The sequence below is a fragment of the Bradyrhizobium sp. CB3481 genome, from assembly GCF_029714305.1.
Lineage (GTDB): Bacteria > Pseudomonadota > Alphaproteobacteria > Rhizobiales > Xanthobacteraceae > Bradyrhizobium.
Genome location: NZ_CP121647.1, coordinates 1310743 through 1336247 on the forward strand (window position 1 = coordinate 1310743; position 25505 = coordinate 1336247).

The following is a 25505-nucleotide window of genomic DNA, read 5'->3' on the forward strand; positions in this document are numbered from 1 at the left end:
CCGTTTCTTCGTCATGCCCGGGCTTGTCCGGGGCATCCACGTCTTGGCGACAAAGAAAAGTCGTGGATGGCCGGGCCAAGCCCGGCCATGACGACCTGATTGCGTGACACGGTTGCCCTGCCGCGCCCCGGCTGGTACCTAGCCGCCCATGGCCGAGAAACCCAAAAAACCCCAGAAGTTGAAGGCGCGGCTGCCCCGCGGCTTGGAAGATCGTGGCCCGGCCGCGATCGCGGCCACGCGCCAGATGGTCGAGAAGATCCGCGAAGTCTATGAGCGCTACGGCTTCGAGCCGGTGGAAACCCCGGCGATGGAGTTCACCGATGCGCTCGGCAAATTCCTGCCCGACCAGGACCGACCGAACGAGGGCGTGTTCTCGTTCCAGGACGACGATGAACAGTGGATTTCGCTGCGCTACGACCTGACCGCGCCGCTGGCGCGCTATGTCGCGGAAAATTTCGACGCGCTGCCAAAACCCTATCGCAGCTACCGTTTCGGCTACGTGTTCCGCAACGAGAAGCCTGGCCCCGGCCGCTTTCGCCAGTTCATGCAGTTCGACGCCGACACGGTAGGCTCGGCCTCGCCGGCCGCCGACGCCGAGATGTGCATGATGGCGGCGGACACGATGGAAGCGCTCGGCATTCCCCGCGGCGCCTATGTGGTGAAGGTGAATAACCGCAAGGTGCTGGATGGCGTGCGCGATGCGCTCGGCATTGCTGATGACGGGCAATGGCTGACGGTGATGCGCGCGATCGACAAGCTCGATCGGCTCGGCATTTCCGGCGTGCAGCAACTGCTCGGCGAGGGCCGCAAGGATGAGTCGGGCGACTTCACCAAGGGCGCCGGCCTGAAGCCAGATGACATCGCGTTGGTCCTGAGCGCGATCGAACAGGGCGCGCAGCTCGATGCGCGGCTGCGCGACAGCAAGATCGGTCAGGAAGGCCGTGACGAACTCGATGCGATCAGCAAGCTGGTCGCCGCATCAGGCTACGGATCGGATCGAATTGCGATCGACCCGTCCGTCGTGCGCGGTCTCGAATATTACACGGGCCCTGTCTACGAGGTCGAACTCCTGCTCGAGACCAAGGACGAAAAGGGCCGCCCCGTGCGCTTCGGCTCGGTCGGCGGCGGTGGCCGTTACGACGGCCTTGTCTCGCGTTTCCGCGGCGAGCCGGTGCCGGCGACCGGGTTTTCGATCGGCGTGTCGCGCCTGCAGGCCGCGCTGACCATGATCGGCAAGCTCGACACGCGCGCCGATTTCGGCCCCGTCGTGGTCACCGTGTTCGACCGCGACCGTGTCGCCGATTATCAGAAGATGGTCGCGGAGCTCCGTAACGCGAATATCCGCGCCGAACTCTATCTCGGCAATCCCAAGAACATGGGCAACCAGCTCAAATATGCCGACCGCCGTAATTCGCCGTGCGTGATCATCCAGGGATCGGATGAAAAGGCGCGCGGCGAGATTCAAATCAAGGATCTGATCGAGGGCGCGAAAGCTGCCGCCGCCATCGCCTCGAACCAAGAATGGCGCGAGACCCGCCCGGCGCAGTTCTCCTGCGCCGAGGGCGAGATCGTTGCAAAGGTGCGCGAAGTGCTGGCACGCCATGACGTGAAGTGGGGATAGCCATTCGCTCCAGGCGTCATGCCCGGGCTTGTCCCGGGCATCCACGTCTTGTTTGATAGAAGAAGTCGTGCATGGCCGGAACAAGTCCGGCCATGACGAAAAGCAAAAAAGGGAGAGACGAGAATGCCCGAGATCACCATCAGCATGGCCGCCGGCCGTACCGAGGAACAGAAAGTCGGCATGATGCGCGACATCACCCAGGCGCTGGTGAAAAATCTTGGCGTCGATGCGGAAGCGGTGGTGATCCAGATCAACGAGGCGCCGCTCACCCACAAGATGAAGGGCGGCAAGACGTTCGTCGAACGCGCGGCCGCGGCGAAGAAGTAAGCTCCTCGTCGTCCCTGCGAACGCAGGGACCCATAACCACCGATGTTAGTTGTTGGACAAAGCTGGGGCTCCGGCGTGCTGCAACAATCGCGATTTGTGGTTATGGGTCCCGGCTCAAGGCCGGGACGACGCTGAGGCATTGTGCCTCGAGACATTCCATGGACGCACGCGATTTCATCAAGATCGGTATGAGTGCCGAGCGCACGCTGGTGGTGCCGGCGGAGCGCACGGTCGGGCATTTCGTGCCTGATATGCCGATGGTCTATGCGACACCGATGATGATCCTGGAAATGGAGATGGCTTCGAGCGACGCCATCAGACCCTATCTCCAACCGGGCTGGATCACCGTTGGCACCGAGGTCGATATCCGCCATCTCGGCGCGTCGCTGGTCGGCGCGACGGTGCGCGTTACGGGAAAAGTGATCGCCGTCGCGCGCCGCGTGATCCGCTTCGAGGTCGAAGCCTTCGAGGGTGAGCGCAAGATCGGCGACGGCCGCCATGCCCGTGGCCTTGTCAATGCCGAGAGTTTTGCCAAGCGGCTTGCGGGGAAGTAGCGGCGTTGCCGGTGCCGTAGGGTGGGCAGAGCGCAGCGTGCCCACCACTCATGTTGCCAATGCGGATAGATGGTGGGCACAGCGCTAGCGCGCCTTTGCCCACCCTACGGCACCTGCGATTCGTTTTACTTCGCCAGTTCCTTCGAGCGCTTCGTCGCCGCGGCGATGGCGCGGATCATCAGTGGTTGCAGGCCGTCGTTCGCCATCAGCACTTCCAGCGCTGCGGCCGTGGTGCCGCCGGGCGAGGTGACGTTCTGGCGCAGCGTTGCCGAAGCAAGCTCGGAGCGATGCAGCAATTCGCCGGAGCCGGCGACGGTTTCGCGCGCGAGCTTCGTCGCCAGTTCCGCCGGCAGGCCGGCCTCGACACCGGCGCGGGCAAGCTCTTCGGCGAGCAGGAACACATAGGCGGGGCCCGAGCCGGACACAGCTGTCACCGCATCCATCAGCGCTTCGTCGTCGACCCATTCGACCGAGCCGGTGGCGCGCAGCAGCGCATCGGCGGTGGCGCGTTGCGCCGCGCTGACATTCTTTGCGGGCACCGCCACGGTGATGCCGCGGCCAATCGCGGCTGGCGTGTTCGGCATGGCGCGAACCACCATGCCGCCGCAGACTTCTTCGAGCGCCGCGATCGTCGTGCCCGCCATGATCGAGACGACGAGCGTCGACGGCCCCACCAGACGCTTCAGCGCTGGGCCCGCCTCGCGGAAGGTCTGCGGCTTCACCGCCACCACCAGCGTGTCGGCCGTGGCCGCGTCGTTCGGATTGAGACGAATGCCCCTGGCGGCGAGCGCCTTGATTTCGTCTGACAGGGACGGTTCGACCACGGTCACGCGGCTTGCGTCGAGGCCGCCGGCCAGCCATCCCGTCAGCATCGCGCCACCCATCTTGCCGGCGCCGGCCAGTGCGATGGTGCCCTGGAGGTTTTGAAGTGCGTTATTGCTTGCCATAGGTGCCGCCACAAATGCATCCGTCGTCCCCGCGAACGCGGGGACCCATAACCACAGGCGGTTCTAGTGAAGCACGAGACCGGCCACAAGCAGTTTGCTTGAGCCCAGAGGTCACGGAGTATGGATCCCTGCGTTCGCAGGGACGACGCTGATGGTGTGGAAGCGCTGCAGCGAACTAACTTACGCCTCGCCCTCGGTATCGAACATCGCCGCGGCCATCGCCTCGCTGGCGCTCTTGCCGGCCCAGACCACGAACTGGAACGCGGGGTAGTAGCGCTCGCAGGCATGGATGGCGCCGGCCAGCATGACCTCGCATTGCGAGGTCGAGGCGGTCAGCCCGCCCGGCAGCACCAGCGCCTGCCGGTACATGATCATGCCGGTATGGGTCCAGATGTCGAAATGGCCGACCCACAATTGCTCGTTGATCGCAGCGATCAGCCGCTGCACTTCCGCGCGCCGCGCCGGCGGAATTTTCATGTCGAAGGCGGAGGCCAGGTGCAGCGCCTCGATCCCCGGCATCCAGGTGAAGGAGAGCTGATAGTCGGTCCAGTTGCCCTTGGAGACAATGGTGACCTCGTCCTCGCCGGAGCGCTCGAACGGCCAGTTGTTCTCAGCGGCTATGTCCTCGACCGCCGCGAGCGGGTTGTTGTGGGAATCGAAAATGCCTTCGAGGAGGGACATGCCGTCTCGACCCTTGTTTTTGAATTCTCTTGATACGCACGCGGAGCACGGCGCGCGTCGAACTCAGGGGGCGCCGCCGACTGCAGTCCCCGATCGCTGCTCGTTCTCGGGGCCTGCTGACGCTCAAGTGATGTGATTTGCGGAATCCGCGCAACTCGCCCCTGAGTCCGTCCACAGGCCAAAGCGGCGTCGTCCACAGCAGATCGCGGCCACAGTTATTAATTTGAGAACAAACCGGAATCGGATTCGAGCGCGACGGAGTCCATGGCGCCCGGGAAATTGGGCGGGTCCGCCATAATAGTTAATGGATGGTTAATTTTGCCAGACCGTGACGGCTTCACGCCCGGAGCAGCAGCTAGTTCTCGCGCGCGGCCAACGGGCACGCCTCGATCGCCGTTCCGAGTTGCGCGCCTTCGATTTCGACGCACGGCCTCGAAGCATCGATGCGCAGGCCGTATCGCTCGAGCAAGGATTCGCGAACCGGTTTGCCCCGCATGTGCAGTTCCCATGTGCCACCCGGCAGTGGCGATTTCAGGGCGGCACGGATACGGCGGTCGAATCTACCATCAGCCTTGATGGGCAGCGCAATGTCGGCGATCTGATGGAAGCGCGACTGTGGCGGCAGCAGCGGAGCGATGTAGGCGATCGGCTTGTCGAGAAGGAAATAGTCCGCCGGCTGGTGAAGCGGTTCCGCAATGGCAGGATTAAATGGATTGGACCAGGGACGGCGGAACCAGTCTCCGGGCTGCGACCACAATGCGATCGACACCGCTATGGCCGCCGTGATGGCATTGACGCGCAGCGACGACACGCCCAATGCCGAGCCTGCCGCACAGCGGGCGATCAACAGCACGATCAGCGGCGCGCACAATAGCTCGAGCACAATGGCGTAGCGCTGAATCGAAAATACCGCGAGCCAGGCCGCGTAGGAAACGATGCAGAACAGCAGGAACTGGATATCGCGTTGCGTGAAGATCTTCACGCGGGCGAGGAGAGACCTGCTTGCGCCGAGCAGGAGCAGCAGGGTTGCCACCGCAAACCGCGCATCGCGGAACGGATATTCCGAGCTCCTGTTGTCGCCAACCAGCCAATAGAAAGGATAGGCAAGCGCATCGAGGAACCCCCTCGGCATGAACTGCCAGTCCATGATGTTGATCGGGACCAGTTCGGGCGATTGGAAGACTGCGTTGAACAGCGGAAAAATAGGATTGCCCATCTCGCGCCAGAGCATGACGCTCCATGCGCCGCCGGTCACGATCGCACCGACCGCGCCGCCGAGGCCGAGACATAGCGTGGCCAGCAATGGCCGGTTGGCGGCGAGCACGGCGGCCGCGGCGCCGAGCGCATAGACCATATTGGTCAGCTTCAGCCCGACGGCCGCGCCGATCAAAAGCCCTGCGAGCACATAACGTCCGTGATGCTTTTCATCCGCCGACACGATCAGGATGCAGCCTGCAACGATCGGCAGCGCGGTGAGGATATCGGAGAAGCTCGTGCCGACTTCCGAAAGCGTCATCGGTCCGACCGCTGCGATCAGGATCGACGCCCCGATTGCGGTCGCCGTCGCCGCTTGGCGCAGCAGCACGCGGATCAGGAAATAGATCAGCAGCAGATTGAGACCGTGCACCGCGCCGATGATCATCAGCCCGTAGGGCAGCGGCAGCAGGTGGCGCAGGTAGTAGATCGGGAAATAGACCGTCGGATTGAAATAGGTCTGGAAGCCGGCGGGCAGGGCGTCGATGCCATAGCGGCCGGTGACGACGGCCCAGACGTTGTACTCGTGATAGTTCTGCCAATCCCAGTTGACGTCCTCGCCGGCGAACCAGGTATAGGCCGCGCCGGCCAGCAGCGAGCCGAGTGCGATGGCGATCGGCACCAGGACGCTGGTGCGAAGCTGGGGCATCGGCCAGGTTCGATCCGCAGGCCTTCCCGTATCCGTGCCGGCAACGTCAGCGGCCTGTGTCACGCTGGCTCCATGTGCGTCGCCCGGGCGATCCGGGGAGCAACAGTCACCTCTAGGCCGCCGGCTTTAAGGATTGGTGAACGTTTTCAGCCGGCATCGAATGGCCCCGAGACCGTTCGAAGATCTTGCGTCCCGCCCGCAAAGGCCAGGCTGCGCGCTGTTACTCCGGTTTGAGGCCGCCGGCGCGGACCACCTTGCTCCACTTCTCGGTTTCGTCCGCGATCAGTCTGCCAAAGTCAGCCGGCGTGCCCGGCATCGGATCGCCGCCGATGGCGGCAAGCCGCGCCTTCATGCCGGGATCGGCGATTGCCGCGTTGATCTCCTTGTTGAGCTTATCGACGATCTCGGTTGGCGTGTTCTTCGGCGCGGCGAAGCCGTACCACTGGCTGGCCTCATAGCCCGTCACGACGTCGCCGACGGTCGGAACCTCCGGCATTTCAGGCATGCGTGTCGCCGTCGTCACCGCGAGCGCGCGCAGCTTGCCGGTCTTGATGTGATCGGCGGTGCCGGGCGCAGCCGCGAACAGGATCTGCACCTGGCCGCCGATCAGGTCGGTCATCGCCGGGCCCTGGCCGCGATAGGGGACATGCACCATGTCGACGCCGCTCATCATCTTGAAGAGCTCGCCCGCCATGTGCGGCGCGCTGCCGCTGCCGGCCGAGGCCATGTTGACCTTGCCCGGATTAGCCTTGGCGTAGGCGATGAATTCGGCGAGCGTCTGCGCCGGCACCGAAGGGTGGACCAGCACCACCATCGGCACGCGAATGACGCCGGCAACCGGCGCGATATCGCGCACGAAATTGAAGTTGAGCTTTTCGTAGAGCGACGCGTTCACCGCATTCGGTACCGTCGCCAGTAGCAGCGTGTAGCCATCGGGCGCCGCATTCACGACGGCCTCGGTGCCGATATTGCCGCCGGCGCCGGTCCGATTCTCGACCACAAAGGGTTGTCCGAGATGGTCGGCCAGCCACTGGCCGATCAGGCGCGCGGTGATATCGACGCCGCCGCCGGCGGCAAAGCCGGCCACGATTTTCGTCGGCCGCGTCGGATAATCGAGCGCGGACGCCAGGCGTGGCATCATCGGGGCAGCGATGAGCGCGCCGGTTAGCCTGAGAAAATGACGGCGAAGAAGGTTCATGCTGAGCGTCCCCCTGTTTCGGCAAACTTATCCCAACTGAAGGTGCCCGCGTAAGCCGCGTCCGCGGTGACGCTCATGCGCCCTGTTCGGGCAGCATGGGGACATGCTGTTTCCCCATGTCAAAGGCGCTTGCTGCCGCCCCGGCCTTGGTCATATTCTTTGGCAGGTCGTCCATTCCGGGCGGCCGATGTTCTCAGGGCGGGGTGAAAATCCCCACCGGCGGTAAGGGTGACGTAGCCCAAGCCCGCGAGCGCCTTCCTCTCTCCCGAGAAGAAGGGTCAGCAGATTCGGTGTGAATCCGAAGCCGACGGTTACAGTCCGGATGAAAGAGAACGGTTTGCGGTGGTCTTCGCACGCTTGTGCGCGGGCCGACGTCGTTCCGTATGCCCTGATTCTGGTCCTGAAAGAGGAAAGCCATGAATCAGACGTTGCTAGAACCTGAAGTCCAATCCCACTCCCAGACAGCCGAAACCAGTGGCGCTCCTGACGTGCCCGAGCGTCCGCCGGCGCCGGTGCATCCGCGCTTCGTCAAGCCACAGCGCGTCGCCTTCGTGCAGTCGTCCTGGCACCGCGACGTCGTCGAGGAATGCCGCATCGCGTTTCTCGAAGAGATCGAGGCGCGCCACATCACGCGGGCGCAGGTCGATCTGTTCGAGGTGCCGGGCTCGTTCGAGATCCCGCTGCATGCGCAGCTGCTCGCCAAGACGCGGCGCTACACCGCGATCGTGGCCGCAGGCCTCGTGGTCGACGGCGGCATCTACCGCCACGAATTCGTCGCCGACACCGTGATCAAAGCGTTGATGGACGTGCAGCTCAAAACCGAGGTGCCGGTATTCTCCGCGGTGTTGACGCCGCAGCAATTCCATGAGAGCGCCGTGCACCACGAATTCTTCCGCAAGCACTTCGTCATCAAGGGCATCGAGGTCGCGGAAGCCTGCGCCAACACGCTGCACAGCCTGGAACGGCTGCGCGGACAGGTGGCGGCGGGGATTGTGGGGTAGAGGTAGCCAGTCGTCATTGCGAGCGAAGCGACCTAATGCATGCCTCGGTTAGCGGAAGATGGATTGCTTCGTCGCTTCGCTTCTCGCAATGACGGCAAACCTCGTCAAAACGGAGTCGTGAATGGCCAAAACCGAACAAGACTCTCCCGATTGGCTCGGCCTGTCGGGCCGCGTTTGCGTCGTGACGGGTGGCGGCGGCGGGATCGGCCGCTCAACGGCCCTCAGTTTTGCCCAAGCCGGCGCCCGCGTCGCCGCCATCGATCTCGATGAGCGCGGTCTCGAGTTGACGCGCGTCGAACTCGATAAGCTCGGCGCCGGTCACGTCGTCGCACGCTGCGATACGACCGACGTTGCAAGCGTCACCGCAGCGGCCGCGACCATCGAGAAATCCCTGGGACCATGCGACGTGCTGGTCAACACCGCGGCCATCCTGCGTCCCGGCGCGCTCGATACGTTGACGCTTGCCGAATGGAATGCGGTTCTCTCCGTCAACCTGACCGGCTATTTCGTCTGCGCGCAGGTGTTCGGCAAGCAGATGCGCACGCTTGGCCGCGGCAGCCTGATCCACGTGGCCTCGATCGCCGGCAGCAATGCGCAGGGGCAGAGCGGCGCCTACAGCGCCAGCAAGGCCGGTGCGATCATGCTGTCGCGCCAACTCGCCAACGAATGGGGGCCGCACGGTATCCGCAGCAATGTCGTCAGTCCCGGCATGGTGATTACGCCGATGAGCCAGGCCTTCTACGATACGCCGGGAGTGACCGAGCGGCGCTCCGCCGTGGTGCCGCTGCGCCGCGTCGGCATGCCCCAGGATATGGCCGATGCGATCCTGTTCCTGGCGAGCGACCGCGCGGCCTACATCAATGATGAGGAGATATTGGTCGACGGCGGCTATGCCAATATGCTGATGAACCTGGTGCCGCGGCCGGGATTTGAATGAGGCGCGGTGTAAGTGAGATGCCGTAGGGGGGCAAAGCGAAGCGTGCCCACCGCTTAAGACCTTGCTCGTGGAGAGGCGGTGGGCGCGGCGCAAGCGCGCCTTTGCCCACCCTACGTGACTGTCCTAATCGAACAGGCTCGACACCGATTCTTCGGCGGCGGTGCGGCTGATCGCTTCTGCGATCAGCGGCGCGATCGACAGCGTGCGGATGTTGGGGGTCTTGATGATCGCGTCGGTCGGCAGGATCGAGTCGGTGATGACGAGCTCTTTCAGCCTCGAGCCGCCGATGCGCGCCGCGGCGCCGCCGGACAGCACGCCGTGCGAGATATAGGCGTAGACGTCCTTGGCGCCGTTGGCGAGCAGCGCGTCGGCCGCGTTCACCAGCGTACCGCCGGAATCGACGATGTCGTCGACCAGGATGCAGGTGAATCCGGCGACATCGCCGATCACGTTCATGACCTCGGATTCGCCGGCGCGCTCACGGCGCTTGTCGATGATGGCGAGCGAGGTGTTGATGCGTTTCGCCAGCCCGCGCGCGCGCACCACACCGCCGACGTCGGGTGACACCACCATGACGTTGGCGAGGTCGAAGCGCTCCTTGATGTCGCGTACCATCACCGGCGAGGCGAAGAGGTTGTCGGTCGGAATGTCGAAGAAGCCCTGGATCTGGGCGGCGTGCAAATCGAGCGTCATGACGCGGTCGATGCCGGCATGGGTGATCAGGTTGGCCACCAGCTTGGCCGATATCGGCGCGCGCGAGCCGACCTTGCGGTCTTGCCGGGCGTAGCCGAAATAGGGGATGACAGCGGTGATGCGGCGCGCGGACGATCGGCGCAGCGCATCGGTGATGATCAAGAGTTCCATCAGGTGGTCGTTGGCCGGAAACGACGTCGACTGGATGATGTAGACGTCCGAGCCGCGCACGTTCTCCAAAACTTCAACGAAAATCTCGTTGTCGGCAAACCGGCGGACGCTGGCCTTGGTCAACGGCATATGCAGCCAGCTCGCGATTGCCTGGGCCAGCGCGGGGTTGGAATTGCCGGCGACCAGCTTGATTGAGCCGTTCTTGGCCGCCATTAATTCTTCTCCTCGCGCCTTGCTGGATACGACGTTCAGCATATCGAGAAATCCTCGGGAACCGGCGCTTTTCGATGAGCGAGGGAATATCAGGCAGGCGGCTCGGCTGGCAACCCGCCTGCGTCGTTTTCCCGGTCAAAAATCGGCCAATACGGGACTTTCCCGAGCCCTTTATTGGGCGCTGAAGCCCAGCGCGGTGACGGTGGCCGCATCCTGAGCGGGTACCGTCGTTTCCACACTCGCCACCGCGGGGCCGCGCCGCTCGGGGACCGGCGCAGGGGCCGCATCCGGCGTGCCGTTAATCATACTCGAAAGACCGCTGAGCCCGGCCTGCGCGATTTTCCGCAACACGAGGTCGTCGGCCGCCGTCCAGGCGTCGCGTCCGGCTTTGCCGGCGGGCTCTTCGCCGGAAAGCCGCAGGGCGCGCTGCTGGTTGTTGTCATAGACGTCCCAGACCCAGGCGATCACGGTCTTGCCGCGCACCACCTGCGCCGAGAGGTAGCTGCGGACGCGGTAGGAGGCGCCGCCCTCGCGCGAGACGATCGACAGGTTGCGCAGCTTGGATTCGCTGTCGAGCACGCTGACCATGCGGTCGAACACCTGCGGCGGCGGGCCGTCGATCGATTCGAACGTTACGGTCTGGCCACCGCCGGCGCTCGGTGCCATGGCGTATGAGTTGCTGCCCGTCGCGCAGCCGCCAAGCGCCGAGGCGACAACAAGCAGCGCCGCCGCAATCATGGCGCGGGGCGCCTGCAGGCGCGAAGCGGTCAGGGTATTCCTCATGGTTCCCTGCGATATCGTTAAAATGTGTTAAGGTCTAGGGCAGCGGACCAGCCTGCTCACCAAAAAGATTGCGTGGCGCTCGCCCCGCTTCACCTTGTTGTTGCCAGAATTCTGCAACCCCGCCCCTTCGAGCAGTTGCCGGCGCTCGGCCGCCTCGAAACGGGAAGGGCGCGGCAAGGTGGTGCTGAAGGTGAGGTAGCGCGCTTACTCGCTCGCCAGCGCGATCGCGTGGACGTGGCGGCCGTAGTCGGGCTCCTTGCGGTGCACCGAGCGGCGGTAGCTGTAGAAGCGCTCGTCGGAATAGGTGTCGATGCCGATGTCGTCGATCATCAGGATGCCGGCGTTCTCCAGCCGCATGCGGATGAAGCCGGGGAGATCGAACATCGAATGACCTGCGCGCTCCGACGGAATGAAGAACACGCCATTCTCTGCGTCGGCATCCATGAAGCGCTCGACGAATTCGCTGCTCACTTCGTAGGAGTGCTGGCGGATCAAGGGGCCGATCGCGGCGACGATGCCGCTGCGCTCGGCGCCGAGCTTTTCCATCGCCTCGATGGTGGATTCCAGCACGCCGGTCAGTGCGCCTTTCCAGCCGGCATGCGCCGCTCCGATCACGCGCGCGGCGGGATCGGCGAACAGGACCGGGCCGCAATCGGCGGCCGTGACGCCGATCGCGATGCCTTCGGTGCGGGTCACGAGCGCGTCGGCGCGCGGTTTGTCGCCTTGCCAAGGTCCGGTCACCACCACCGCGTCGGGCGAATGGATCTGGTGCGCGCTGAGAAGACATTCGGGTGCGACGCCCATCTGTTCGGCCATCCGACGGCGGTTTTCCGTGACGCTGGCCGGATCGTCCTTCGATCCGAGCCCGCCATTCAGGCCTTCATAGATTCCACTCGACACCCCGCCCTCGCGGGTGAAGAAGGCGTGGCGCAGCCCGGGAATGGCTGCGAGCAGCGACGATCCGAACGTCATTCTGTTTCCTCTTCCGCCGTCGGCGGTTCGTCGCTGAGCCCGGCGACCATCGTGAGATCCGGTTTGGTGACCGCAAGCACCTTGAACATCGATCCCATGCCGCCGCGGCCGCTATCGGTCAGGCGTTTCAGCGCCGCGGAAATATCGGCGGACACTTCCGGCGAGGCCTTGCCCATCAGCGTGACTGCCCGCGTTTCGATGCCGAGCCGCTTGAGGAATTCGCCCTGCGTCACCGGGCCGTGAACGCGCGCGCCGACGTCTTCCGCCGCGCGCGCCAGCGCCTGGAAGTCGACATGGGCAGTGACATCGGCCTGTCCCGGATTTTTCAGCGGATCGGCAAAGCTGTGGCGGGCGATCGCCTGGAAGGTGTCGCCGGCGTCGCTGCGCAGATGGCCGTAGTCGATGATCAGCGCCGCGCCGTCCTGGTCGCGCACCCGTGCGGCGATCTTCATCATCTCGTTGTCCGGCCGCCATTCGAATACGGCCCCGACGGGGGCGGCGCGCACCAGCGGCGGCAGCAATACTTCGAAGCGCGGTATCGGCTCGTCGGCGGCGGCGAATACCAGCTTGCCATTGGCGTCGAGGTCGACGACGCGCTCGTGCCAGCCGGTCTCGCGCTTGACCACCTGGTGGATCGGCAGCACGTCGAAATATTCGTTGGCGAGAATGACCGCCGGGCCCTCGGGCACGTCGTCGATGTTGTCATGCCAGGTGATGTTGCGGGCGCCTGACAGCGTCGCCTGCTGCTTCTCGCGCAGCACCGGATTGATCTCGACGAGATGGATCTGGATCGACTGATAAAGCGGCGGCAGCACCCTGACCGCGCGGAGCGCGTCCGCCATCATGGTGCCGCGGCCCGGGCCGAGTTCGACCAGGTGCAGCATCGGCGGCGAACCGATCGACTTCCATACCGAGGCCGTCCACAGGCCGAGCAGCTCGCCGAACATCTGGCTGACTTCGGGCGCGGTGGTGAAATCACCCTCGCGGCCGAGTGGATCGCGCGACACGTAATAGCCGTGCTGCGGATGAATCAGGCACAGCTCCATGTACCGCCAGACCGGCATCGGTCCTGACGATTTGATCAGCTTGTGGATCTCCGCAAGTAACGGCGAGTATTCGGTCACGGCCTGCCTTGAATCGACTTCTGCATGGGATCGGGCACCTTGCGGCGCCATGCCATCACAATAAGGATGGCCCCGGCAATGATCATCGGTACCGACAAAAGCATACCCATGGTCAGGCCGCCCCACAAAAATCCGAGCTGCGGGTCCGGTTCGCGGAAAAACTCGCTGGTAATGCGCGCAAGGCCGTAGATCGCGATGAAGCTGCCCAGGATCAGGCCCGGCCGTTTGAAGGCGCCCATCCGGACCATGATGGCCAGGACCGTAAACAGCAGGACGCCCTCGAGCGCCGCCTCATAGAGCTGGCTTGGGTGCCGGAAAAGATGGAGCGGGTCGTCGGGAAAGATCATTCTCCAGGGCACGCTGGCATCCGCCTCGCGCCCCCACAATTCGCCCTTGATGAAGTTGGCGAGCCTCCCGAAGAATATGCCCATCGGCGCGACGGCAGTCGTGATGTCGCCGAGCGACAGGATGGAAATGTTGTTCTTGAGCGCGAACAGCATCACGGCGGCGACGCAGCCGAGAAAGCCGCCGTGGAACGACATGCCGCCCTCCCACAGCTTGAAAATGGCGACCGGGTTCTGGATGAAAAAGCCGGGATTGTAGAACAGCACATAGCCGGTGCGGCCGCCGAGGATGATGCCGAGCGTGACCCAGAGAATGAAGTCGTCGAGTTGCACGGGGGCGATCGGCGCTGGCCCACCCCACAATTTCTCGCTTCGGATCAGCACGCGCGCATAGATCCATCCGAGCACGATGCCGCCGATATAGGCGAGCGCGTACCATCGGATCGCGAACGGTCCGATCGAGATGGCCACGGGATCGATGGCCGGAAAGGAAATGGTGAGAAAGGGCATCGGACAGCTAGGACGTGAGATTGCGGCGATAGAGCGCCAACAGTCGCTCCCAGTGCCGCTCGGCGGCGTCGCGGTTGTACACCGGCCGCTTCGGGAAGGCGAAGCCGTGATGGGTGCCGGGATAGATCTCGACCTCGTTGTTCGTTCCCTTCATGCCGGCGATCACCTTGTCGATGATCTCCTGCGGCGCATAGATGTCGGTCTCGGCGCAGGCGAAATAGAGTTCGGCCTTGGTCTTGCCTGCAGCGAGATGTGGACTGTCCGGCTGGTCGGTCGCGAGATGCGTGCCGTAGATGGAGGCGGCCGCCTTCACGCGATCCGGAAAATGCGTCGCCGCGTTCACCGCGTAACGCCCGCTCATGCAATAGCCGACCGTGCCGACGATCTTCGTGTTGGCTGCTCCTTGCGTCTCGGCGTAGGCGAACAGCGCCTTGGTGTCATCCATCACCATGGGAATGTTGATGGAGTTCATGTAGCCGAACATCCGCTTGCGTTCGGGCGCCTCGGGATCCGGCGGGATCGGTCCCAGCTCCATGACGCCGGAGCGGTAATACATGTTGGGCAGCATCACGTAATAGCCTGACGTGCCGAGCCGGCGCGCCATGTCGCGCAGTTCCTCGCGAATGGCCGGTGCGTCCATGTAAAACATGATGACCGGGAAGGGGCCGCCGCGCTCGGGATGGGTGATGAAGGTCGTGGTCTTGCCGTCCTTGGTCGGAATATCGATCTGCTGGTCGATCATGGGCGCTTCTTATTGTTTGTGATTCTGCTGTCTGGCGGGGTGCTTTATACGATTGCAAGGAACGGCTGACATGACAAGGTAAACGGCCGTGACGAAGGCCTTGAACCCGGACTTGAACGTTTCTCCCGGGATTGCCATTGTCTTGTCGTGACGAACAATTGGCGACCGGAGCGTTCCAGATGACCCAGACCAGCAATCGGTTTTTCGACGAGATCGGCCGTTTGATGAATGACGCCGCCGGCGCCGCCCAGGGCGTCAAGCGCGAGGTCGACACGGTCATGCGCAACCAGGCCGAACGCATCCTGCGCGACCTCGACGTCGTCAAGCGCGAGGAGTTCGACGCCATCAAGGACATGGCCCGCCTGGCCCGTGAGGAAAACGAGGCGCTCAAGAGCCGGATCGCCGTCCTGGAGGCCAAACTCGGCATTTCGCCGGCCGCGCCGGATGCCGGCGGCCCGAAGGCGGATGGGTAGGGTTACCCTCCCTTGGAGGGGGAGGGTCGGCTCGCATAAGCGAAGCGAAATGCGAGACGGGGTGGGGTGATCTCTCCACTCGGGCACCGTTGGATGTCGAGAGACCGTCACCCCACCCCGCCGCTCATTTCATGAGCGTCGACCCACGAGCGAGCTTCGCTCGTCTCGGACCCCTCCAGGGGAGGGTGAACGAACAAGAAAAATCCCTTCATTTCCTTGTCATTTCACCCCTTTGGGGCTAAAAGCCCGCCACGTCCGCAGCCCCCGCACCCCTGGAGGCTTGCTGTGGGACGCCAACGGGCCGCGATGCGGCCTTTAACTTTTTAGAAAACAAGGACTTAGCACGATGGCGACCGTCAAGGAATTGAAGGCGACCGCGCGTCCGAACGGCGGCAAGGGGGCCGCACGGGCAGAGCGTCGCGCCGGGAGAGTGCCCGGAGTGATCTACGGCAACAACCAGCCCCCCGTCACCATTTCGGTCGACGACAAGGAACTGCGCCAGCGCATCCTGGCCGGCCGCTTCCTGACCACGCTGTTCGACGTTGATCTCGACGGCAAGAAGCACCGCGTGATTCCGCGCGACTTCCAGCTCGATCCGGTGAAGGATTTTCCGCTCCATGTCGACTTCCTGCGGCTCGGCGAAGGCGCGACCATTCGCGTCAGCGTGCCGCTGCACGTCGTGAACGGCGAAACCTCGCCCGGCGTCAAGCGTGGCGGCACCGTCAACATCGTGACCCACACCATCGAGCTCGAATGCTCGGTCGACAACATTCCGCAATACATCGAAGCCGATGCCGGCGCGCTGGAAATCAGCCACTCGCTGCATCTGTCGGAGATCAAGCTGCCGACCGGCGTGAAGTCGCTGTCGCGTGAGGACGCGACGCTGGTGACCATCGTGCCGCCGTCCGGCTACGCCGAAGAGCAGAAGGCTGCCGCTGCTGCGGCGGCTGCGGGCACCGCTGCTCCGGCCGCGGGTGCTGCGGCTCCGGCTGCTGCTGCCGCGCCTGCGGCCGGTGCTGCCGCGCCGGCGGCCGCCAAGGCGCCGGCGGGCGGCGACAAGAAGAAGTAAGCGAACGCGGGATGCCGCGTCATGCGCCTGTTTGTTGGACTCGGTAACCCCGGTTCGAAATACGCGAACAACCGGCACAACATCGGGTTCATGGCCGTCGATGAAATTGCGCGACGCCACGGTTTCGCACCGTGGCGTCGCCGTTTTCAGGGCGAGACATCCGAAGGCACGCTCGATCGCGAGAAGGTCGTTCTGCTTCGGCCGGCCACCTACATGAACGAATCCGGGCGCGCGGTTCAGGAAGCGGCGAACTTCTTCAAGCTCGCCGTCTCCGACATCACGGTGTTTCAGGACGAGCTCGAACTGCCGCCGGCGAAAGTCCGGGTCAAGGTCGGCGGCGGCATCGCCGGCCACAACGGGCTGCGCTCGATCTCCTCGCATATCGGCAACGACTATCGCCGGGTGCGGCTCGGGATCGGTCATCCCGGCGTCAAGGAGCTGGTGCACAGCCACGTGCTGTCGGATTTCGCCAAGAGCGACCGGGTCTGGGTAGAGGCGCTGTGCGCGGCGGTGGCTGACAATGCCGGCTTGCTGGCGGCAGGGCAGGACTCCTCGTTCCAGAACAAGGTGCATCTGGCGCTGCAGGCCAAGGGAATTTTTGACAAGGATGATGATGGCGCGGCGTAACGCGTCGTTGACCGTCAACAAGGAACTTCAGGACAAGTTATGGGATTCAAATGCGGTATCGTCGGCCTGCCCAATGTCGGCAAGTCGACGCTGTTCAACGCGCTGACCGAGACGGCCGCGGCGCAGGCGGCGAATTATCCGTTCTGCACGATCGAGCCGAATGTCGGCGAGGTCGCGGTACCGGATCCCCGCCTCGATAAACTGTCAGCCATCGCCGGATCGGCGCAGATTATCCCGACGCGGCTGACCTTCGTTGATATCGCGGGCCTCGTTCGCGGCGCCTCGAAGGGCGAGGGCCTCGGCAACCAGTTCCTGGCCACCATCCGCGAGGTCGACGCGGTGGCGCATGTCGTGCGGTGTTTTGAAGACTCCGATATTACGCATGTCGAAGGCAAGATCGCGCCGCTCGCCGACATCGAGACCATCGAAACCGAGCTGATGCTCGCCGATCTCGATAGCCTGGAGAAGCGGGTCGACAATCTGGCCAAGAAGGCCAAGGGCAACGACAAGGACGCCAAGGAAACGCTCGATCTCGTCAATCGCGCCCTGGTGCTGCTGCGCGAGGGCAAGCCAGCGCGCTTTCTCGAGCGCAAGGCCGAGGAAGAGCGCGCCTTCGGCATGCTGGGCCTGCTGACCTCCAAGCCGGTGCTCTATGTCTGCAATGTCGAGGAAGGCTCGGCCAAGGAAGGCAACAGCTTTTCGAAGCAGGTATTCGAGCACGCCAGGAAGGAGGGCGCGGTTGCGGTAGTGATCTCGGCCAAGATCGAATCCGAGATCGCGACCCTGTCACGCGAGGAGCGCGCCGAATTTCTCGAGACGCTCGGCCTGGAAGAGGCCGGCCTCGACCGCCTGATTCGCGCCGGCTACCAGCTGCTCGACCTCATCACCTATTTTACCGTCGGCCCGAAGGAAGCCCGCGCCTGGACCATCCACCGCGGCACCAAGGCGCCGGCGTCGGCCGGCGTCATCCACACCGATTTCGAAAAGGGCTTTATCCGGGCCGAGACCATCGCCTATGCCGATTACGTCGCGCTGAACGGCGAAGCCGGCGCCCGCGATGCCGGCAAGCTCCGGCTCGAAGGCAAGGAATATGTCGTCGCCGACGGCGACGTGATGCATTTCCGGTTTAATACTTGAGATAGTCGATCCCGGAATGCGGTCTTCGTAGGGTGGGCAAAGGCGCGAACGCGCCGTGCCCACCATCCATCCGCAACCATGTCCTGATTGGTGGGCACGCTACGCTTTGCCCACCCTACGATACCGGTGTGATTAGCGCATCCCGCCCTGGTCGCGGATCGCGCCGAGATGTTCGTTGATGCGGAAGACGATCAGGACGAACTCCGCGGCGATGCGCGAAAACACCACGCCGACCACGATGCTGGCGATCGAGGATAACAACAGAATGAAGCCGCCGAACGGGCTGATCGCCATCGCGGCGAGCGCCGAGAAGATTCCGGATAGGCCGAACAGCACGATCAAGCCGATGACCAGCCAGTAAAAGGTCTTGATGATCGTGGGTGTGATAAAACGGTCCCACTGAAACAGATCCTGAAAATCGAACATCGCTGGCCCTCCCCGGCGGGTCAAATAACCTGGTCCCCAGATAGCACAGGGCTAACCCCGAAAACTGCTTCGGGCAAGCCAAGCTGGAGTACCGCGGACGGCACCCTCCTGGCGAACGAGCCATGCGAGTGGGTGGGTTGAGATTGCCGCAAATAACGGCCACATTCGGGCTTGCCAGCAGCAATCCTCAATTCAAATCCATGACAACGCTGACCTTTGAAGACTTCACGCCCGGCCATTTCGGCACGTTCGGACCGCGCCACGTCACGCGCGAGGAGATTTTGGCGTTCGCCGCCGAATATGACCCGCAGCCGATGCATCTCGACGAAGCTGCCGCCAACGCGTCGATGCTGAAGGGGCTGTCCGGTTCGGGCTGGCATCTCAGCTCGCTCGCGATGCGGATGCTGTTCGACGGCTTCATCGGCCGCACGGCCTCGCTCGGCTCGCCCGGTGTCAACGAAATGCGCTGGCTGTCGCCGCTCCGCCCGGGTGACGACCTGACGCTGGATGTCGACGTCGCCGAGGCGCGGGTCTCGAACAGCCGTCCCGACACGGGCATCGTGACCTTCAAGAGCACGATCCGCAACGCGGCTGGCGTGGTGCTGTGCGAGATGGAGTCGCCGGTCATCGTGCGCCGGCGCGAAGGGGCTGGTAGGGACTAGCAATGCGTTTCTTCGACGACATCGAGATCGGCGCTGAGCGCGCGTTCGGCGCGTTCACCTTTACGGCCGACGACATCAAGCGGTTTGCCGCGCAATTCGATCCGCAGCGCTTTCACCTCGACGAGGAAGAGGGGCGCAAATCCCTGTTCGGGGGACTGGCGGCATCGGGCTGGCACGTCGCCGCGGTCTGTATGAAGCTGCTGGTCGCCGACGGCAAGCGCCTGACCGCCGAGGCCCTGGCGCGCGGCGAGGAGGTCGCGGTATGGGGGCCCTCGCCGGGCTTTCGCGAACTGCGCTGGATCAAGCCGGTACTGGCCGGGGACACCATCAGCTTTTCCAACCGGGTCGAAACCAAGCGGACGTCGGAGAAGCGCCCCCAATGGGGCATTGTGCAGGCCCGCAATACCGGTGTTAACCAGCGCGGCGAGGTGGTGTTCTCGTTCCTGGCCACCGCCTTCGTGCCGCGGCGGAGCGGGGGTGCCTGAGGATCGCGCCCACCGGGCAGCCTCAGCCCGTCCAAGCCACGTGGTTAGCGAAATGTTTCGTTAGTGTTTCGTAATCCATGCCGCCGCGAAACCGAATATTTGCTAACGCATTTTGAACTTTCTGCCTGCCATAAGCGTCTCAGGGGAAGTACCGAGGGGATGAAAATGGCAGACCGCAATAGCCTGAAATTCGTCGGCTTTATCTTCGCAACCGTCACGCTGGCGGTGATGCTGACTGCCGGCATGGTGGTGAAGTCCTACGCGGACGGCGTCTACACGATTGAAGATACCGCGTTCGTCCGCCAGTAATCCGCGGATCGGTTAACGGGCGCGCTGGATCGGACAGGATTCAGCGGCTCCAGATCAGCGCCATCGCCACGACCGCGAGCGTCAACAGGCCGACGAAGCGGATCGCGATCGTGCCCACGCTGTGCGACGATTGCCGCAGCGGCATTGAATCCAACTTGTCTGATTGAACGTTCTGAACGTTTTGCATCGCCGGTGTGTTCCTTGAACAAGGTGCCCGCCGTCGCGTGACGACATCCGTCTTTGGACGTGACCCTGCTTATAAGATTCAGATCAAGCACAGCCAAACAAAACCGCCGCGCTCCATGCGGAACGCGGCGGAGTGTCAGATTTTTGCAACGATCGATTAGCCGTTGCGCAGGCCGTCGGCAGCGCGCTTCCACTGCGTGACGTTGTCGGCGATCATGCGCGTCGACTTCATCGCGGCCTGGCTGAGCTGCGCATAGCCCGAGATCTCGCGCTGAACGCGCTGACCTTCGGCATGGAGGAGATCGCGAAGGCTCTCGAGTTCGGAAATCAGCTTCTCGATTTCCGCCAGCGAAGTTCCGGCGACGCGCTGGATCAGCGAATTGACGTTGTTGACGGTCGCTTCCGCGTTGGCGTCGAGCGGCACGGTGTCCGCACCAACTGCAGGCCGGCGCAGATAGGCAATGTCGTTACGAACGAAATCGCGTATACCGGCCTCGACCTCGGATACGGCGGCGAGATCGGTATCGGTCTCCGTGTCTGATTCAACCTGTTCGGAACGATTGATGACGTTCATCGGCTATTCCTCTGTTTCGCTTTCAGGCGAGCGCGGAAGTCCCCCGCACGACGAAGTGGATCGTATGGATCGTTTCCATCTGTCCTGCCGATTTTGACCGCATCTGGGCCAATCTGCGGCAATGGTCGTTCATTTCGGGCGCCGGCGCCTTGGCGCCCGAAAATCGTGCCAAATCAAGACGGTTTTGCCCCTACCAGCTCCGCTTGAAGCCCGCGCTGAGGCTCTTGCTGGCGGTGCCGGAAGGGGTCTCCCCGATCGAGCCGGAGATGGTGACGCCGTCGAACAGCTTCTGCTCGGCGCCGACCTTGCGCAGCCATTTGTCGTCGGACGCCGACAGCGTCTGGCCGGCCATGAAGCTGGTGCCGGTATCGGCGATGCTGAGCCGTGCCGACTGATCGGTCTCATGGCTGCGCGCCGGATGGCTGACGATGCCGGGCACCGGCACGATGCCTTGCTGGATCAGATTGTAGTCGTTCTTCAGCGTGACCGAATAATGCTCACTGATCGGCAGCGACTTGCTCAAGGAGGTGCCGAGCTTGCTCTGTTCGGAGGAGGGATCGACCCGGGCCTCGACCGCGGTCGTATCCCAGATCGAGGCAACGCCGGGCGCGGTGATCGCCGCCCAGGCAGTGCCCGACGATTGCGGCAGGCTGCCGCCATTGGCGAGCTTTTCCGAGAGCTGCTCGGAGGTCGTCGCGACGCCTTGCCGGGCGACGGTCATGTCGGCGCCGATGCGCGTATCCCAGAACGGCGAGATCGATTGCTTGACCGACACCGCGGAGGTGCCGTTCGACCTTTCATTGGCCGACCATGCGGTTGCCGCGGCGCCCGGGGCTTTCGGCCCGCCGCCGCCCTTGGCGGCGAGGTCCGCGAGCGTCGAGGCGTCGACATTGAGCAGGCTCCAGTCGAGCTTGGAGACGTCGATGTCCTTCATGACGTCGGTATCGTTGACGCTGGGCGCCGTCTCAGTGGGAGCGGCTTCGACCTCCTCGGTCTCCTGCTCCTGCATGCCAGGCTCTTCGGACGCCGGCGGCGTTTGTGCCGCTGCCGCCAGTAGCGAAGCCAAACTCACGGCGGCCACCAGCATTGGCAGCCGCGCCCAGCCACGTCGCATTTTCGGAATCATTGCCCCGCCCGCATTCCAACTCGCGCCCAGATTGCGTTCGCTTTAGTGCAAAATTATGACCGCATCTTCATTCGAGGAGGCCGTCATGGCCGGGCATAGGCGCGAAGAGCTGCAAAAGCGCGAAGCGCGTCTTCGAGCCAGATGTCCCGGCCACCCACGCCTTGTCGGGGCTGGTGGACAAAGGCCGTGGATGCCCGGTTAAAGCCGGGCATGACGAACCGGAAAAGACGTTAGACAGCGATCCGCGGCAGATGGATCGGATAGCCGACGGTCTGCTCGACCAGATCGAAGGTGTCGACCAGCACGCGCAGATTGGTCAGGCGGCCGGCCCTGAACTGGGCGAAATGGGCAACGCGCAGGCTGATCGGCTTGTTGGAATCCAGCGCGGTCAGCGAATAGCGCATCATCGAGGAAGCCGAATCCACCCCCAGCATGATCGATTCGCGGTCGAAGCGGTGGACGCGGAAATTGTCAGCGATCTGCCTGACCACATCCATCACGGCCGCCTTGCCGCGGCGCGAGCCGAAGAACGGATACAGGTCGATCGGCCCATAGATCGACCAGTCGACATCCTCGTCGAGCAGTGTTTCCAGATCGGCGGGCTGGCGCTCATTGATCGCGCGATGCAACGCGCGCGAAAAACGCCAGAGACTATGCTCTGTCATTTTGATGTGGTCCTTGGGAAGCTGGATTTCAAAAACGGCAACGCGCCCAAAACCGGGCGTCTTCATCGACGCCGGGCGATCATTGCCGACATTCACTGTTGCAGCCAGAAATAGAGCAGTTCCGTCAAAAAACAACTGTCGCTTTTGCATTGCACAAATGCAGCCGTTACGGCGGTATTCGCGGCTGAATCAGCGGTCCTGGCGACGCACCGGCTCGCGCTCGATGGCGATCTCGGCATCGCGAATGGCGAGGATGCCGAACAGCAGGGCGCCGCCAATACCGCCGATCGCGGCGCCGGCCGGCATGAAGGTAAAGAACACCAGCATCCCGCTATCGCCTTCAAAACTCGTGGTTTTGAAGATTTCGACCCAGGCGAGGCCAGCCCCGATGCCAAGCGCCGCGCCTCCCAATGTCCCCAATGCCAAACCCAGCAAAGCCAGCAACGCGATCTTCATAGGTTCATCTTGCCCGCAAACAGCCTTGTGGTCTGTCACGCGCAAGGCGATCAGGTTCAATGGGCCCGGTAAATGAGCAGCGCGGAGGATTGCTGTGCGGATATGCAAATGGGTGGGCGAGAAAAGTAGCGAGTCATTCCGGGGCGCATCGAAGATGCGAACCTGGAATCTCGAGATTCTCAGGTGCGCAATTGCGCACCATAGTTCGATGCTTCGCATCGCCCCGGAATGACGACCTCAGCTAAATCGGATCCGGCCGTCGCCCCGTCAGGATCGCCGCGACGTCGCGCTCCAGCAGCTGCTGGACCAGATCGAAAGTATCGATGACTTCCCGGATATGGCTGATCTTGCCGTCGCGCAGCGTGTAGAAGCCGGCGATGTCGAACTGCACCATGCGCTGGTTGATGTTCTTGCGGAAGAACACGCGGATGAGGGCGGCGGCCTTGTCGCCCTGGGTGACCAGGATCGGCACCTCGCAGCGCAGCTCGGAATAGCGGGCGCGCACCGCATCCCACATCTCGCGCAGCTCGGCCTTGCCGCGGCGGTGGCCCATATGCGGCAGGATGTCGATCGGGGCATTGGCGAGAGATTCGACGTCGTCGGTGCAGCGCTCCAGCGCGGCCTCGACATCGCCGGAGTACAGGACGTTGAGAAAGTCCAGCACGCGCTGGCGGTTCGATCCCTCGGTCATTCGCCCACCCTTGTTCGATCGGCTCTTGCGGCTTGATCCATTGTGAACGGCACGGCAGCACTATCAATCAGCAAAAGGACTTAAGGTTTTCTGAAACTACTCTGACACCGCTGGCGGCAGAAAGGTTCAATACCGGCGGCCGTGGTTATGGCTTTGTGAAGTCCGCTTCCGGCACCGCCTTGCTGGATGTGAGATCGATGACGATCCGCGTCTTCTTCTCAAAGCCCTGCGGCACATAGGCCTCGCCGTCGCCGAGTTCGCCGAACGTCTCCTTCGGCTTGGGAAAGCCTTTCCCGCACGCGGTCCCGATCGTCTCCTTGTCGGCATGGGCGATCTCGACGGTGACGGTATCGCGCGCCAGCCCGGCGCCGAGCTTGGCGAAGCCGAAATATTTCGAGGTCTCCTTGCACTCGACGACGTTGGCGCCGTAGGCGCCGACCGCGTCCTCGCCGGTGACGAAATAGTTGAGGGACACGTCGATCGTCCCTGAGAAGTCGCGGGTGAACACCATTTCGGCGACGCCGGATTCCAGATGGCCCTGTCCGATATGGCCGGTGATGCAGATTAGCCGGTCCTGCTTCTCGTTCCGCGCCACGGTGATGCAGTCGTTGACCTGAAGGCCCGGCTGATAGCCCTTGAAGGTGGTGTTGCCATCCTTCTGCTCGAAGACGACCGAGCCGCCGAAATCCGTGGCATGGGGCTCGCAATTGCTCTCGTAGTTGACGGCCAGCAGCGTCGTGCCGTCGGCAAGGAATTTGCCGCTATGGCGATCCGGCTGCAGCCTGACGTCGCAGCGCTTGCCGCTGCGGTAGTTCTTGGCGCGTGTGCAGGCCGAGCCCTTGATGTTGCCGGCATCGCAGAACGTCGCGAGCAAGGGCCGGTCGGCGCTCGGCGCCTTGTCCCTGGCTTGCGCGAAGGCCGCGCCGGAAAGGGCCTGCGCCAGCAGGATTGCCGCGCTGATCGCTTTCAAGAGAGCCTCCCGCAATGGCCGCCGCGCGCACTGAACCGCGTTCGCAGCCACCGACAGCGCACGCCATGGTCACGCGGATGCGTCGTCCGGGCATGCCTCCAGGTTCAAATGTCAGACAGCGCCAGGATCGGTGGCGATTCGTCCCGCCATAGCTCCAAGCGCGAGGCGTGCTCAGTTCCAGGGGTTGTGGGCAGGGAACCTGGGTGCCGTTCCGCTGTCTGCGCCCAGACAATGCCATGAACCTGCATAAGCCTGTCGCAGCTTCGCGCATCACGCAAAGCGATCCAGATCGATTTGCTCGAACCCAGGGGTGGGACATGAGGTATGTGACAGGACTACTTGTGGCAATTCTGCTGACCCTGAATGTGTCAGAGGCAAATTCTGCAGTACGCATAACAAACGATCGAGGGGGGTTGATCGCAACTTACATCGTCAAATATCAGCGCCTGGCCTCATCGGGCCAATCCGTGATCATCGATGGTCTCTGCGCGTCGGCGTGCACGATGGTTCTCAGCGCGCTTCCTCGCGACAAAATCTGCGTAACTTCGCGCGCGACGCTCGGCTTCCATGCTGCCTGGAATTACGGAGCCAATGGTCGCGCCTTCGCCGATCCCGAAGCAACCTTGATGCTGTACTCGACCTATCCGAGGCCGGTGCGCCGCTGGATCGCTCTCAGGGGCGGTCTGACGCCTCGAACTATCTTCCTGAGCGGAAGGCCGCTGCAGGAAATGTATCGACCGTGCTGATCAGGCACGCGATACAAACGAGCCTCAATCAAAATACCCTTGCTCTCCCGGAATCATCGCCGGGGGTCCCGCGACGGCTTGGGAACCAAGTTCATGTCAGATGCGGCCGTCGCGATGGCCACTCATGTCATCTTCCGTACCTTGTGATAGTTGCATGAGATTCAACACAGCTCATATTTCAT

Annotated in this window: 30 protein-coding genes and 1 riboswitch; of the genes, 13 read left to right on the forward strand and 17 right to left on the reverse strand. The window is 63.3% G+C overall.

Annotated elements, in window-relative coordinates; translation table 11 throughout:
* The first annotated feature begins 148 nt into the window (after window positions 1-148).
* From hisS to QA643_RS06280, 3 genes are all read left to right on the forward strand, one after another.
* Window positions 149-1621, forward strand: coding sequence for a histidine--tRNA ligase (gene hisS, locus QA643_RS06270; RefSeq protein WP_283032326.1), 1473 nt, complete (start codon window positions 149-151; stop codon window positions 1619-1621).
* Window positions 1622-1744: 123 nt separating this feature from the next.
* On the forward strand, window positions 1745-1948 hold the full coding sequence (locus QA643_RS06275; RefSeq protein ID WP_171710092.1) for a tautomerase family protein: 204 nt from the start codon (window positions 1745-1747) through the stop codon (window positions 1946-1948).
* A 158-nt stretch (window positions 1949-2106) separates the two neighbouring features.
* Complete coding sequence (locus QA643_RS06280) at window positions 2107-2502, forward strand: thioesterase family protein (protein ID WP_283032327.1); 396 nt, start codon at window positions 2107-2109, stop codon at window positions 2500-2502.
* Window positions 2503-2627: 125 nt separating this feature from the next.
* Here the strand turns inward: QA643_RS06280 and proC are convergent, their stop codons facing one another.
* The 4 genes from proC to QA643_RS06300 form a co-directional block, all read right to left on the reverse strand.
* Entirely contained in the window at window positions 2628-3449 is an 822-nt protein-coding gene (proC, locus tag QA643_RS06285; RefSeq protein WP_283032328.1) for a pyrroline-5-carboxylate reductase, read from the reverse strand.
* Between the two features lie 180 nt (window positions 3450-3629).
* A complete protein-coding gene (locus QA643_RS06290) occupies window positions 3630-4130 on the reverse strand; it encodes a YbjN domain-containing protein (RefSeq protein ID WP_283032329.1) in 501 nt (166 codons plus the stop codon).
* Window positions 4131-4485: 355 nt separating this feature from the next.
* Window positions 4486-6033 carry a glycosyltransferase family 87 protein gene (locus tag QA643_RS06295; protein WP_283032330.1) on the reverse strand — a complete coding sequence of 516 codons (1548 nt, stop codon included), beginning with the start codon at window positions 6031-6033 and terminating at the stop codon, window positions 4486-4488.
* A 220-nt stretch (window positions 6034-6253) separates the two neighbouring features.
* Entirely contained in the window at window positions 6254-7231 is a 978-nt protein-coding gene (locus tag QA643_RS06300) for a tripartite tricarboxylate transporter substrate binding protein (RefSeq protein ID WP_283032331.1), read from the reverse strand.
* A gap of 185 nt (window positions 7232-7416) precedes the next feature.
* A riboswitch (FMN riboswitch) is annotated at window positions 7417-7569 on the forward strand.
* A gap of 78 nt (window positions 7570-7647) precedes the next feature.
* Here QA643_RS06300 and QA643_RS06305 point away from each other — a divergent pair.
* Both QA643_RS06305 and QA643_RS06310 read left to right on the forward strand, forming a co-directional pair.
* Entirely contained in the window at window positions 7648-8232 is a 585-nt protein-coding gene (locus tag QA643_RS06305) for a 6,7-dimethyl-8-ribityllumazine synthase (RefSeq protein ID WP_283032332.1), read from the forward strand.
* Window positions 8233-8353: 121 nt separating this feature from the next.
* Entirely contained in the window at window positions 8354-9169 is an 816-nt protein-coding gene (locus QA643_RS06310; RefSeq protein ID WP_283032333.1) for an SDR family oxidoreductase, read from the forward strand.
* Between the two features lie 123 nt (window positions 9170-9292).
* Here the strand turns inward: QA643_RS06310 and QA643_RS06315 are convergent, their stop codons facing one another.
* The 6 genes from QA643_RS06315 to QA643_RS06340 all read right to left on the reverse strand — a co-directional run bounded on the left by QA643_RS06315 (window position 9293) and on the right by QA643_RS06340 (window position 14721).
* Window positions 9293-10246 (reverse strand): ribose-phosphate pyrophosphokinase, encoded by a 954-nt coding sequence (locus QA643_RS06315; protein ID WP_283032334.1) that lies wholly within the window; start codon window positions 10244-10246, stop codon window positions 9293-9295.
* Window positions 10247-10417: 171 nt separating this feature from the next.
* Window positions 10418-11029 (reverse strand): hypothetical protein, encoded by a 612-nt coding sequence (locus QA643_RS06320; RefSeq protein WP_283032335.1) that lies wholly within the window; start codon window positions 11027-11029, stop codon window positions 10418-10420.
* 204 nt (window positions 11030-11233) lie between these two features.
* Window positions 11234-12001 carry a peptidoglycan editing factor PgeF gene (pgeF, locus tag QA643_RS06325; RefSeq protein ID WP_283032336.1) on the reverse strand — a complete coding sequence of 256 codons (768 nt, stop codon included), beginning with the start codon at window positions 11999-12001 and terminating at the stop codon, window positions 11234-11236.
* A complete protein-coding gene (locus QA643_RS06330; RefSeq protein WP_283032337.1) occupies window positions 11998-13125 on the reverse strand; it encodes a class I SAM-dependent methyltransferase in 1128 nt (375 codons plus the stop codon). Before QA643_RS06330 ends, pgeF begins: the two co-directional genes overlap by 4 nt.
* Window positions 13122-13979 (reverse strand): prolipoprotein diacylglyceryl transferase, encoded by an 858-nt coding sequence (gene lgt / locus QA643_RS06335; protein WP_283032338.1) that lies wholly within the window; start codon window positions 13977-13979, stop codon window positions 13122-13124. The genes QA643_RS06330 and lgt overlap by 4 nt, the downstream gene beginning before the upstream one ends.
* Before the next feature lie 7 nt (window positions 13980-13986).
* Window positions 13987-14721, reverse strand: coding sequence for a dienelactone hydrolase family protein (locus QA643_RS06340; RefSeq protein WP_283032339.1), 735 nt, complete (start codon window positions 14719-14721; stop codon window positions 13987-13989).
* Between the two features lie 179 nt (window positions 14722-14900).
* Here QA643_RS06340 and QA643_RS06345 point away from each other — a divergent pair, with 179 nt between their 5' ends.
* The 4 genes from QA643_RS06345 (at window position 14901) to ychF (ending at window position 18027) form a co-directional block, all read left to right on the forward strand.
* A complete protein-coding gene (locus QA643_RS06345; protein WP_283032340.1) occupies window positions 14901-15194 on the forward strand; it encodes an accessory factor UbiK family protein in 294 nt (97 codons plus the stop codon).
* 346 nt (window positions 15195-15540) lie between these two features.
* Window positions 15541-16263, forward strand: coding sequence for a 50S ribosomal protein L25/general stress protein Ctc (locus tag QA643_RS06350; protein ID WP_283032341.1), 723 nt, complete (start codon window positions 15541-15543; stop codon window positions 16261-16263).
* A 21-nt stretch (window positions 16264-16284) separates the two neighbouring features.
* Entirely contained in the window at window positions 16285-16890 is a 606-nt protein-coding gene (gene pth, locus QA643_RS06355; protein ID WP_283032342.1) for an aminoacyl-tRNA hydrolase, read from the forward strand.
* Between the two features lie 39 nt (window positions 16891-16929).
* Complete coding sequence (ychF, locus tag QA643_RS06360) at window positions 16930-18027, forward strand: redox-regulated ATPase YchF (RefSeq protein WP_283032343.1); 1098 nt, start codon at window positions 16930-16932, stop codon at window positions 18025-18027.
* Window positions 18028-18159: 132 nt separating this feature from the next.
* Here the strand turns inward: ychF and QA643_RS06365 are convergent, their stop codons facing one another.
* Window positions 18160-18453: a DUF4282 domain-containing protein gene (locus QA643_RS06365; RefSeq protein WP_283032344.1), complete on the reverse strand. Its 294-nt coding sequence runs from the start codon at window positions 18451-18453 to the stop codon at window positions 18160-18162.
* A 200-nt stretch (window positions 18454-18653) separates the two neighbouring features.
* On the opposite strand from QA643_RS06365, the gene QA643_RS06370 reads away from it, so the two are divergent.
* The 3 genes from QA643_RS06370 to QA643_RS06380 all read left to right on the forward strand — a co-directional run bounded on the left by QA643_RS06370 (window position 18654) and on the right by QA643_RS06380 (window position 19909).
* Window positions 18654-19115 (forward strand): MaoC family dehydratase, encoded by a 462-nt coding sequence (locus QA643_RS06370; protein ID WP_283032345.1) that lies wholly within the window; start codon window positions 18654-18656, stop codon window positions 19113-19115.
* Window positions 19116-19117: 2 nt separating this feature from the next.
* The gene (locus QA643_RS06375) at window positions 19118-19600 is read left to right on the forward strand and encodes a MaoC family dehydratase (protein ID WP_283032346.1); all 483 of its coding nucleotides are present in this window, start codon (window positions 19118-19120) and stop codon (window positions 19598-19600) included.
* Between the two features lie 165 nt (window positions 19601-19765).
* Window positions 19766-19909 (forward strand): hypothetical protein, encoded by a 144-nt coding sequence (locus QA643_RS06380; RefSeq protein WP_283032347.1) that lies wholly within the window; start codon window positions 19766-19768, stop codon window positions 19907-19909.
* 343 nt (window positions 19910-20252) lie between these two features.
* Here the strand turns inward: QA643_RS06380 and QA643_RS06385 are convergent, their stop codons facing one another.
* The 6 genes from QA643_RS06385 to QA643_RS06410 all read right to left on the reverse strand — a co-directional run bounded on the left by QA643_RS06385 (window position 20253) and on the right by QA643_RS06410 (window position 24577).
* A complete protein-coding gene (locus QA643_RS06385; RefSeq protein WP_283032348.1) occupies window positions 20253-20669 on the reverse strand; it encodes a hypothetical protein in 417 nt (138 codons plus the stop codon).
* A gap of 190 nt (window positions 20670-20859) precedes the next feature.
* Window positions 20860-21783, reverse strand: a complete 924-nt coding sequence (locus QA643_RS06390; RefSeq protein ID WP_283032349.1) for a hypothetical protein — start codon at window positions 21781-21783, stop codon at window positions 20860-20862.
* 242 nt (window positions 21784-22025) lie between these two features.
* Window positions 22026-22460, reverse strand: coding sequence for a nuclear transport factor 2 family protein (locus QA643_RS06395; protein WP_283032350.1), 435 nt, complete (start codon window positions 22458-22460; stop codon window positions 22026-22028).
* 189 nt (window positions 22461-22649) lie between these two features.
* The gene (locus tag QA643_RS06400; protein WP_283034728.1) at window positions 22650-22916 is read right to left on the reverse strand and encodes a hypothetical protein; all 267 of its coding nucleotides are present in this window, start codon (window positions 22914-22916) and stop codon (window positions 22650-22652) included.
* 241 nt (window positions 22917-23157) lie between these two features.
* Window positions 23158-23607 carry a nuclear transport factor 2 family protein gene (locus QA643_RS06405; protein WP_283032351.1) on the reverse strand — a complete coding sequence of 150 codons (450 nt, stop codon included), beginning with the start codon at window positions 23605-23607 and terminating at the stop codon, window positions 23158-23160.
* Between the two features lie 145 nt (window positions 23608-23752).
* Complete coding sequence (locus tag QA643_RS06410) at window positions 23753-24577, reverse strand: hypothetical protein (protein ID WP_283032352.1); 825 nt, start codon at window positions 24575-24577, stop codon at window positions 23753-23755.
* Between the two features lie 317 nt (window positions 24578-24894).
* Between QA643_RS06410 and QA643_RS06415 the strand changes: the two genes are divergently transcribed.
* A complete protein-coding gene (locus QA643_RS06415) occupies window positions 24895-25323 on the forward strand; it encodes a hypothetical protein (RefSeq protein WP_283034729.1) in 429 nt (142 codons plus the stop codon).
* Window positions 25324-25505: the final 182 nt, after the last annotated feature.

Coding starts and splice junctions, on each gene's coding strand:
- hisS (WP_283032326.1), top strand. CDS start 149: ATGGCCGAGAAACCCAAAAAACCCCAGAAGTTGAAGGCGCGGCTGCCC.
- QA643_RS06275 (WP_171710092.1), top strand. CDS start 1,745: ATGCCCGAGATCACCATCAGCATGGCCGCCGGCCGTACCGAGGAACAG.
- QA643_RS06280 (WP_283032327.1), top strand. CDS start 2,107: ATGGACGCACGCGATTTCATCAAGATCGGTATGAGTGCCGAGCGCACG.
- proC (WP_283032328.1), bottom strand. CDS start 3,449: ATGGCAAGCAATAACGCACTTCAAAACCTCCAGGGCACCATCGCACTG.
- QA643_RS06290 (WP_283032329.1), bottom strand. CDS start 4,130: ATGTCCCTCCTCGAAGGCATTTTCGATTCCCACAACAACCCGCTCGCG.
- QA643_RS06295 (WP_283032330.1), bottom strand. CDS start 6,033: ATGCCCCAGCTTCGCACCAGCGTCCTGGTGCCGATCGCCATCGCACTC.
- QA643_RS06300 (WP_283032331.1), bottom strand. CDS start 7,231: ATGAACCTTCTTCGCCGTCATTTTCTCAGGCTAACCGGCGCGCTCATC.
- QA643_RS06305 (WP_283032332.1), top strand. CDS start 7,648: ATGAATCAGACGTTGCTAGAACCTGAAGTCCAATCCCACTCCCAGACA.
- QA643_RS06310 (WP_283032333.1), top strand. CDS start 8,354: ATGGCCAAAACCGAACAAGACTCTCCCGATTGGCTCGGCCTGTCGGGC.
- QA643_RS06315 (WP_283032334.1), bottom strand. CDS start 10,246: ATGGCGGCCAAGAACGGCTCAATCAAGCTGGTCGCCGGCAATTCCAAC.
- QA643_RS06320 (WP_283032335.1), bottom strand. CDS start 11,029: ATGAGGAATACCCTGACCGCTTCGCGCCTGCAGGCGCCCCGCGCCATG.
- pgeF (WP_283032336.1), bottom strand. CDS start 12,001: ATGACGTTCGGATCGTCGCTGCTCGCAGCCATTCCCGGGCTGCGCCAC.
- lgt (WP_283032338.1), bottom strand. CDS start 13,979: ATGCCCTTTCTCACCATTTCCTTTCCGGCCATCGATCCCGTGGCCATC.
- QA643_RS06340 (WP_283032339.1), bottom strand. CDS start 14,721: ATGATCGACCAGCAGATCGATATTCCGACCAAGGACGGCAAGACCACG.
- QA643_RS06345 (WP_283032340.1), top strand. CDS start 14,901: ATGACCCAGACCAGCAATCGGTTTTTCGACGAGATCGGCCGTTTGATG.
- QA643_RS06350 (WP_283032341.1), top strand. CDS start 15,541: ATGGCGACCGTCAAGGAATTGAAGGCGACCGCGCGTCCGAACGGCGGC.
- pth (WP_283032342.1), top strand. CDS start 16,285: ATGCGCCTGTTTGTTGGACTCGGTAACCCCGGTTCGAAATACGCGAAC.
- ychF (WP_283032343.1), top strand. CDS start 16,930: ATGGGATTCAAATGCGGTATCGTCGGCCTGCCCAATGTCGGCAAGTCG.
- QA643_RS06365 (WP_283032344.1), bottom strand. CDS start 18,453: ATGTTCGATTTTCAGGATCTGTTTCAGTGGGACCGTTTTATCACACCC.
- QA643_RS06370 (WP_283032345.1), top strand. CDS start 18,654: ATGACAACGCTGACCTTTGAAGACTTCACGCCCGGCCATTTCGGCACG.
- QA643_RS06375 (WP_283032346.1), top strand. CDS start 19,118: ATGCGTTTCTTCGACGACATCGAGATCGGCGCTGAGCGCGCGTTCGGC.
- QA643_RS06380 (WP_283032347.1), top strand. CDS start 19,766: ATGGCAGACCGCAATAGCCTGAAATTCGTCGGCTTTATCTTCGCAACC.
- QA643_RS06385 (WP_283032348.1), bottom strand. CDS start 20,669: ATGAACGTCATCAATCGTTCCGAACAGGTTGAATCAGACACGGAGACC.
- QA643_RS06390 (WP_283032349.1), bottom strand. CDS start 21,783: ATGCGACGTGGCTGGGCGCGGCTGCCAATGCTGGTGGCCGCCGTGAGT.
- QA643_RS06395 (WP_283032350.1), bottom strand. CDS start 22,460: ATGACAGAGCATAGTCTCTGGCGTTTTTCGCGCGCGTTGCATCGCGCG.
- QA643_RS06400 (WP_283034728.1), bottom strand. CDS start 22,916: ATGAAGATCGCGTTGCTGGCTTTGCTGGGTTTGGCATTGGGGACATTG.
- QA643_RS06405 (WP_283032351.1), bottom strand. CDS start 23,607: ATGACCGAGGGATCGAACCGCCAGCGCGTGCTGGACTTTCTCAACGTC.
- QA643_RS06415 (WP_283034729.1), top strand. CDS start 24,895: ATGAGGTATGTGACAGGACTACTTGTGGCAATTCTGCTGACCCTGAAT.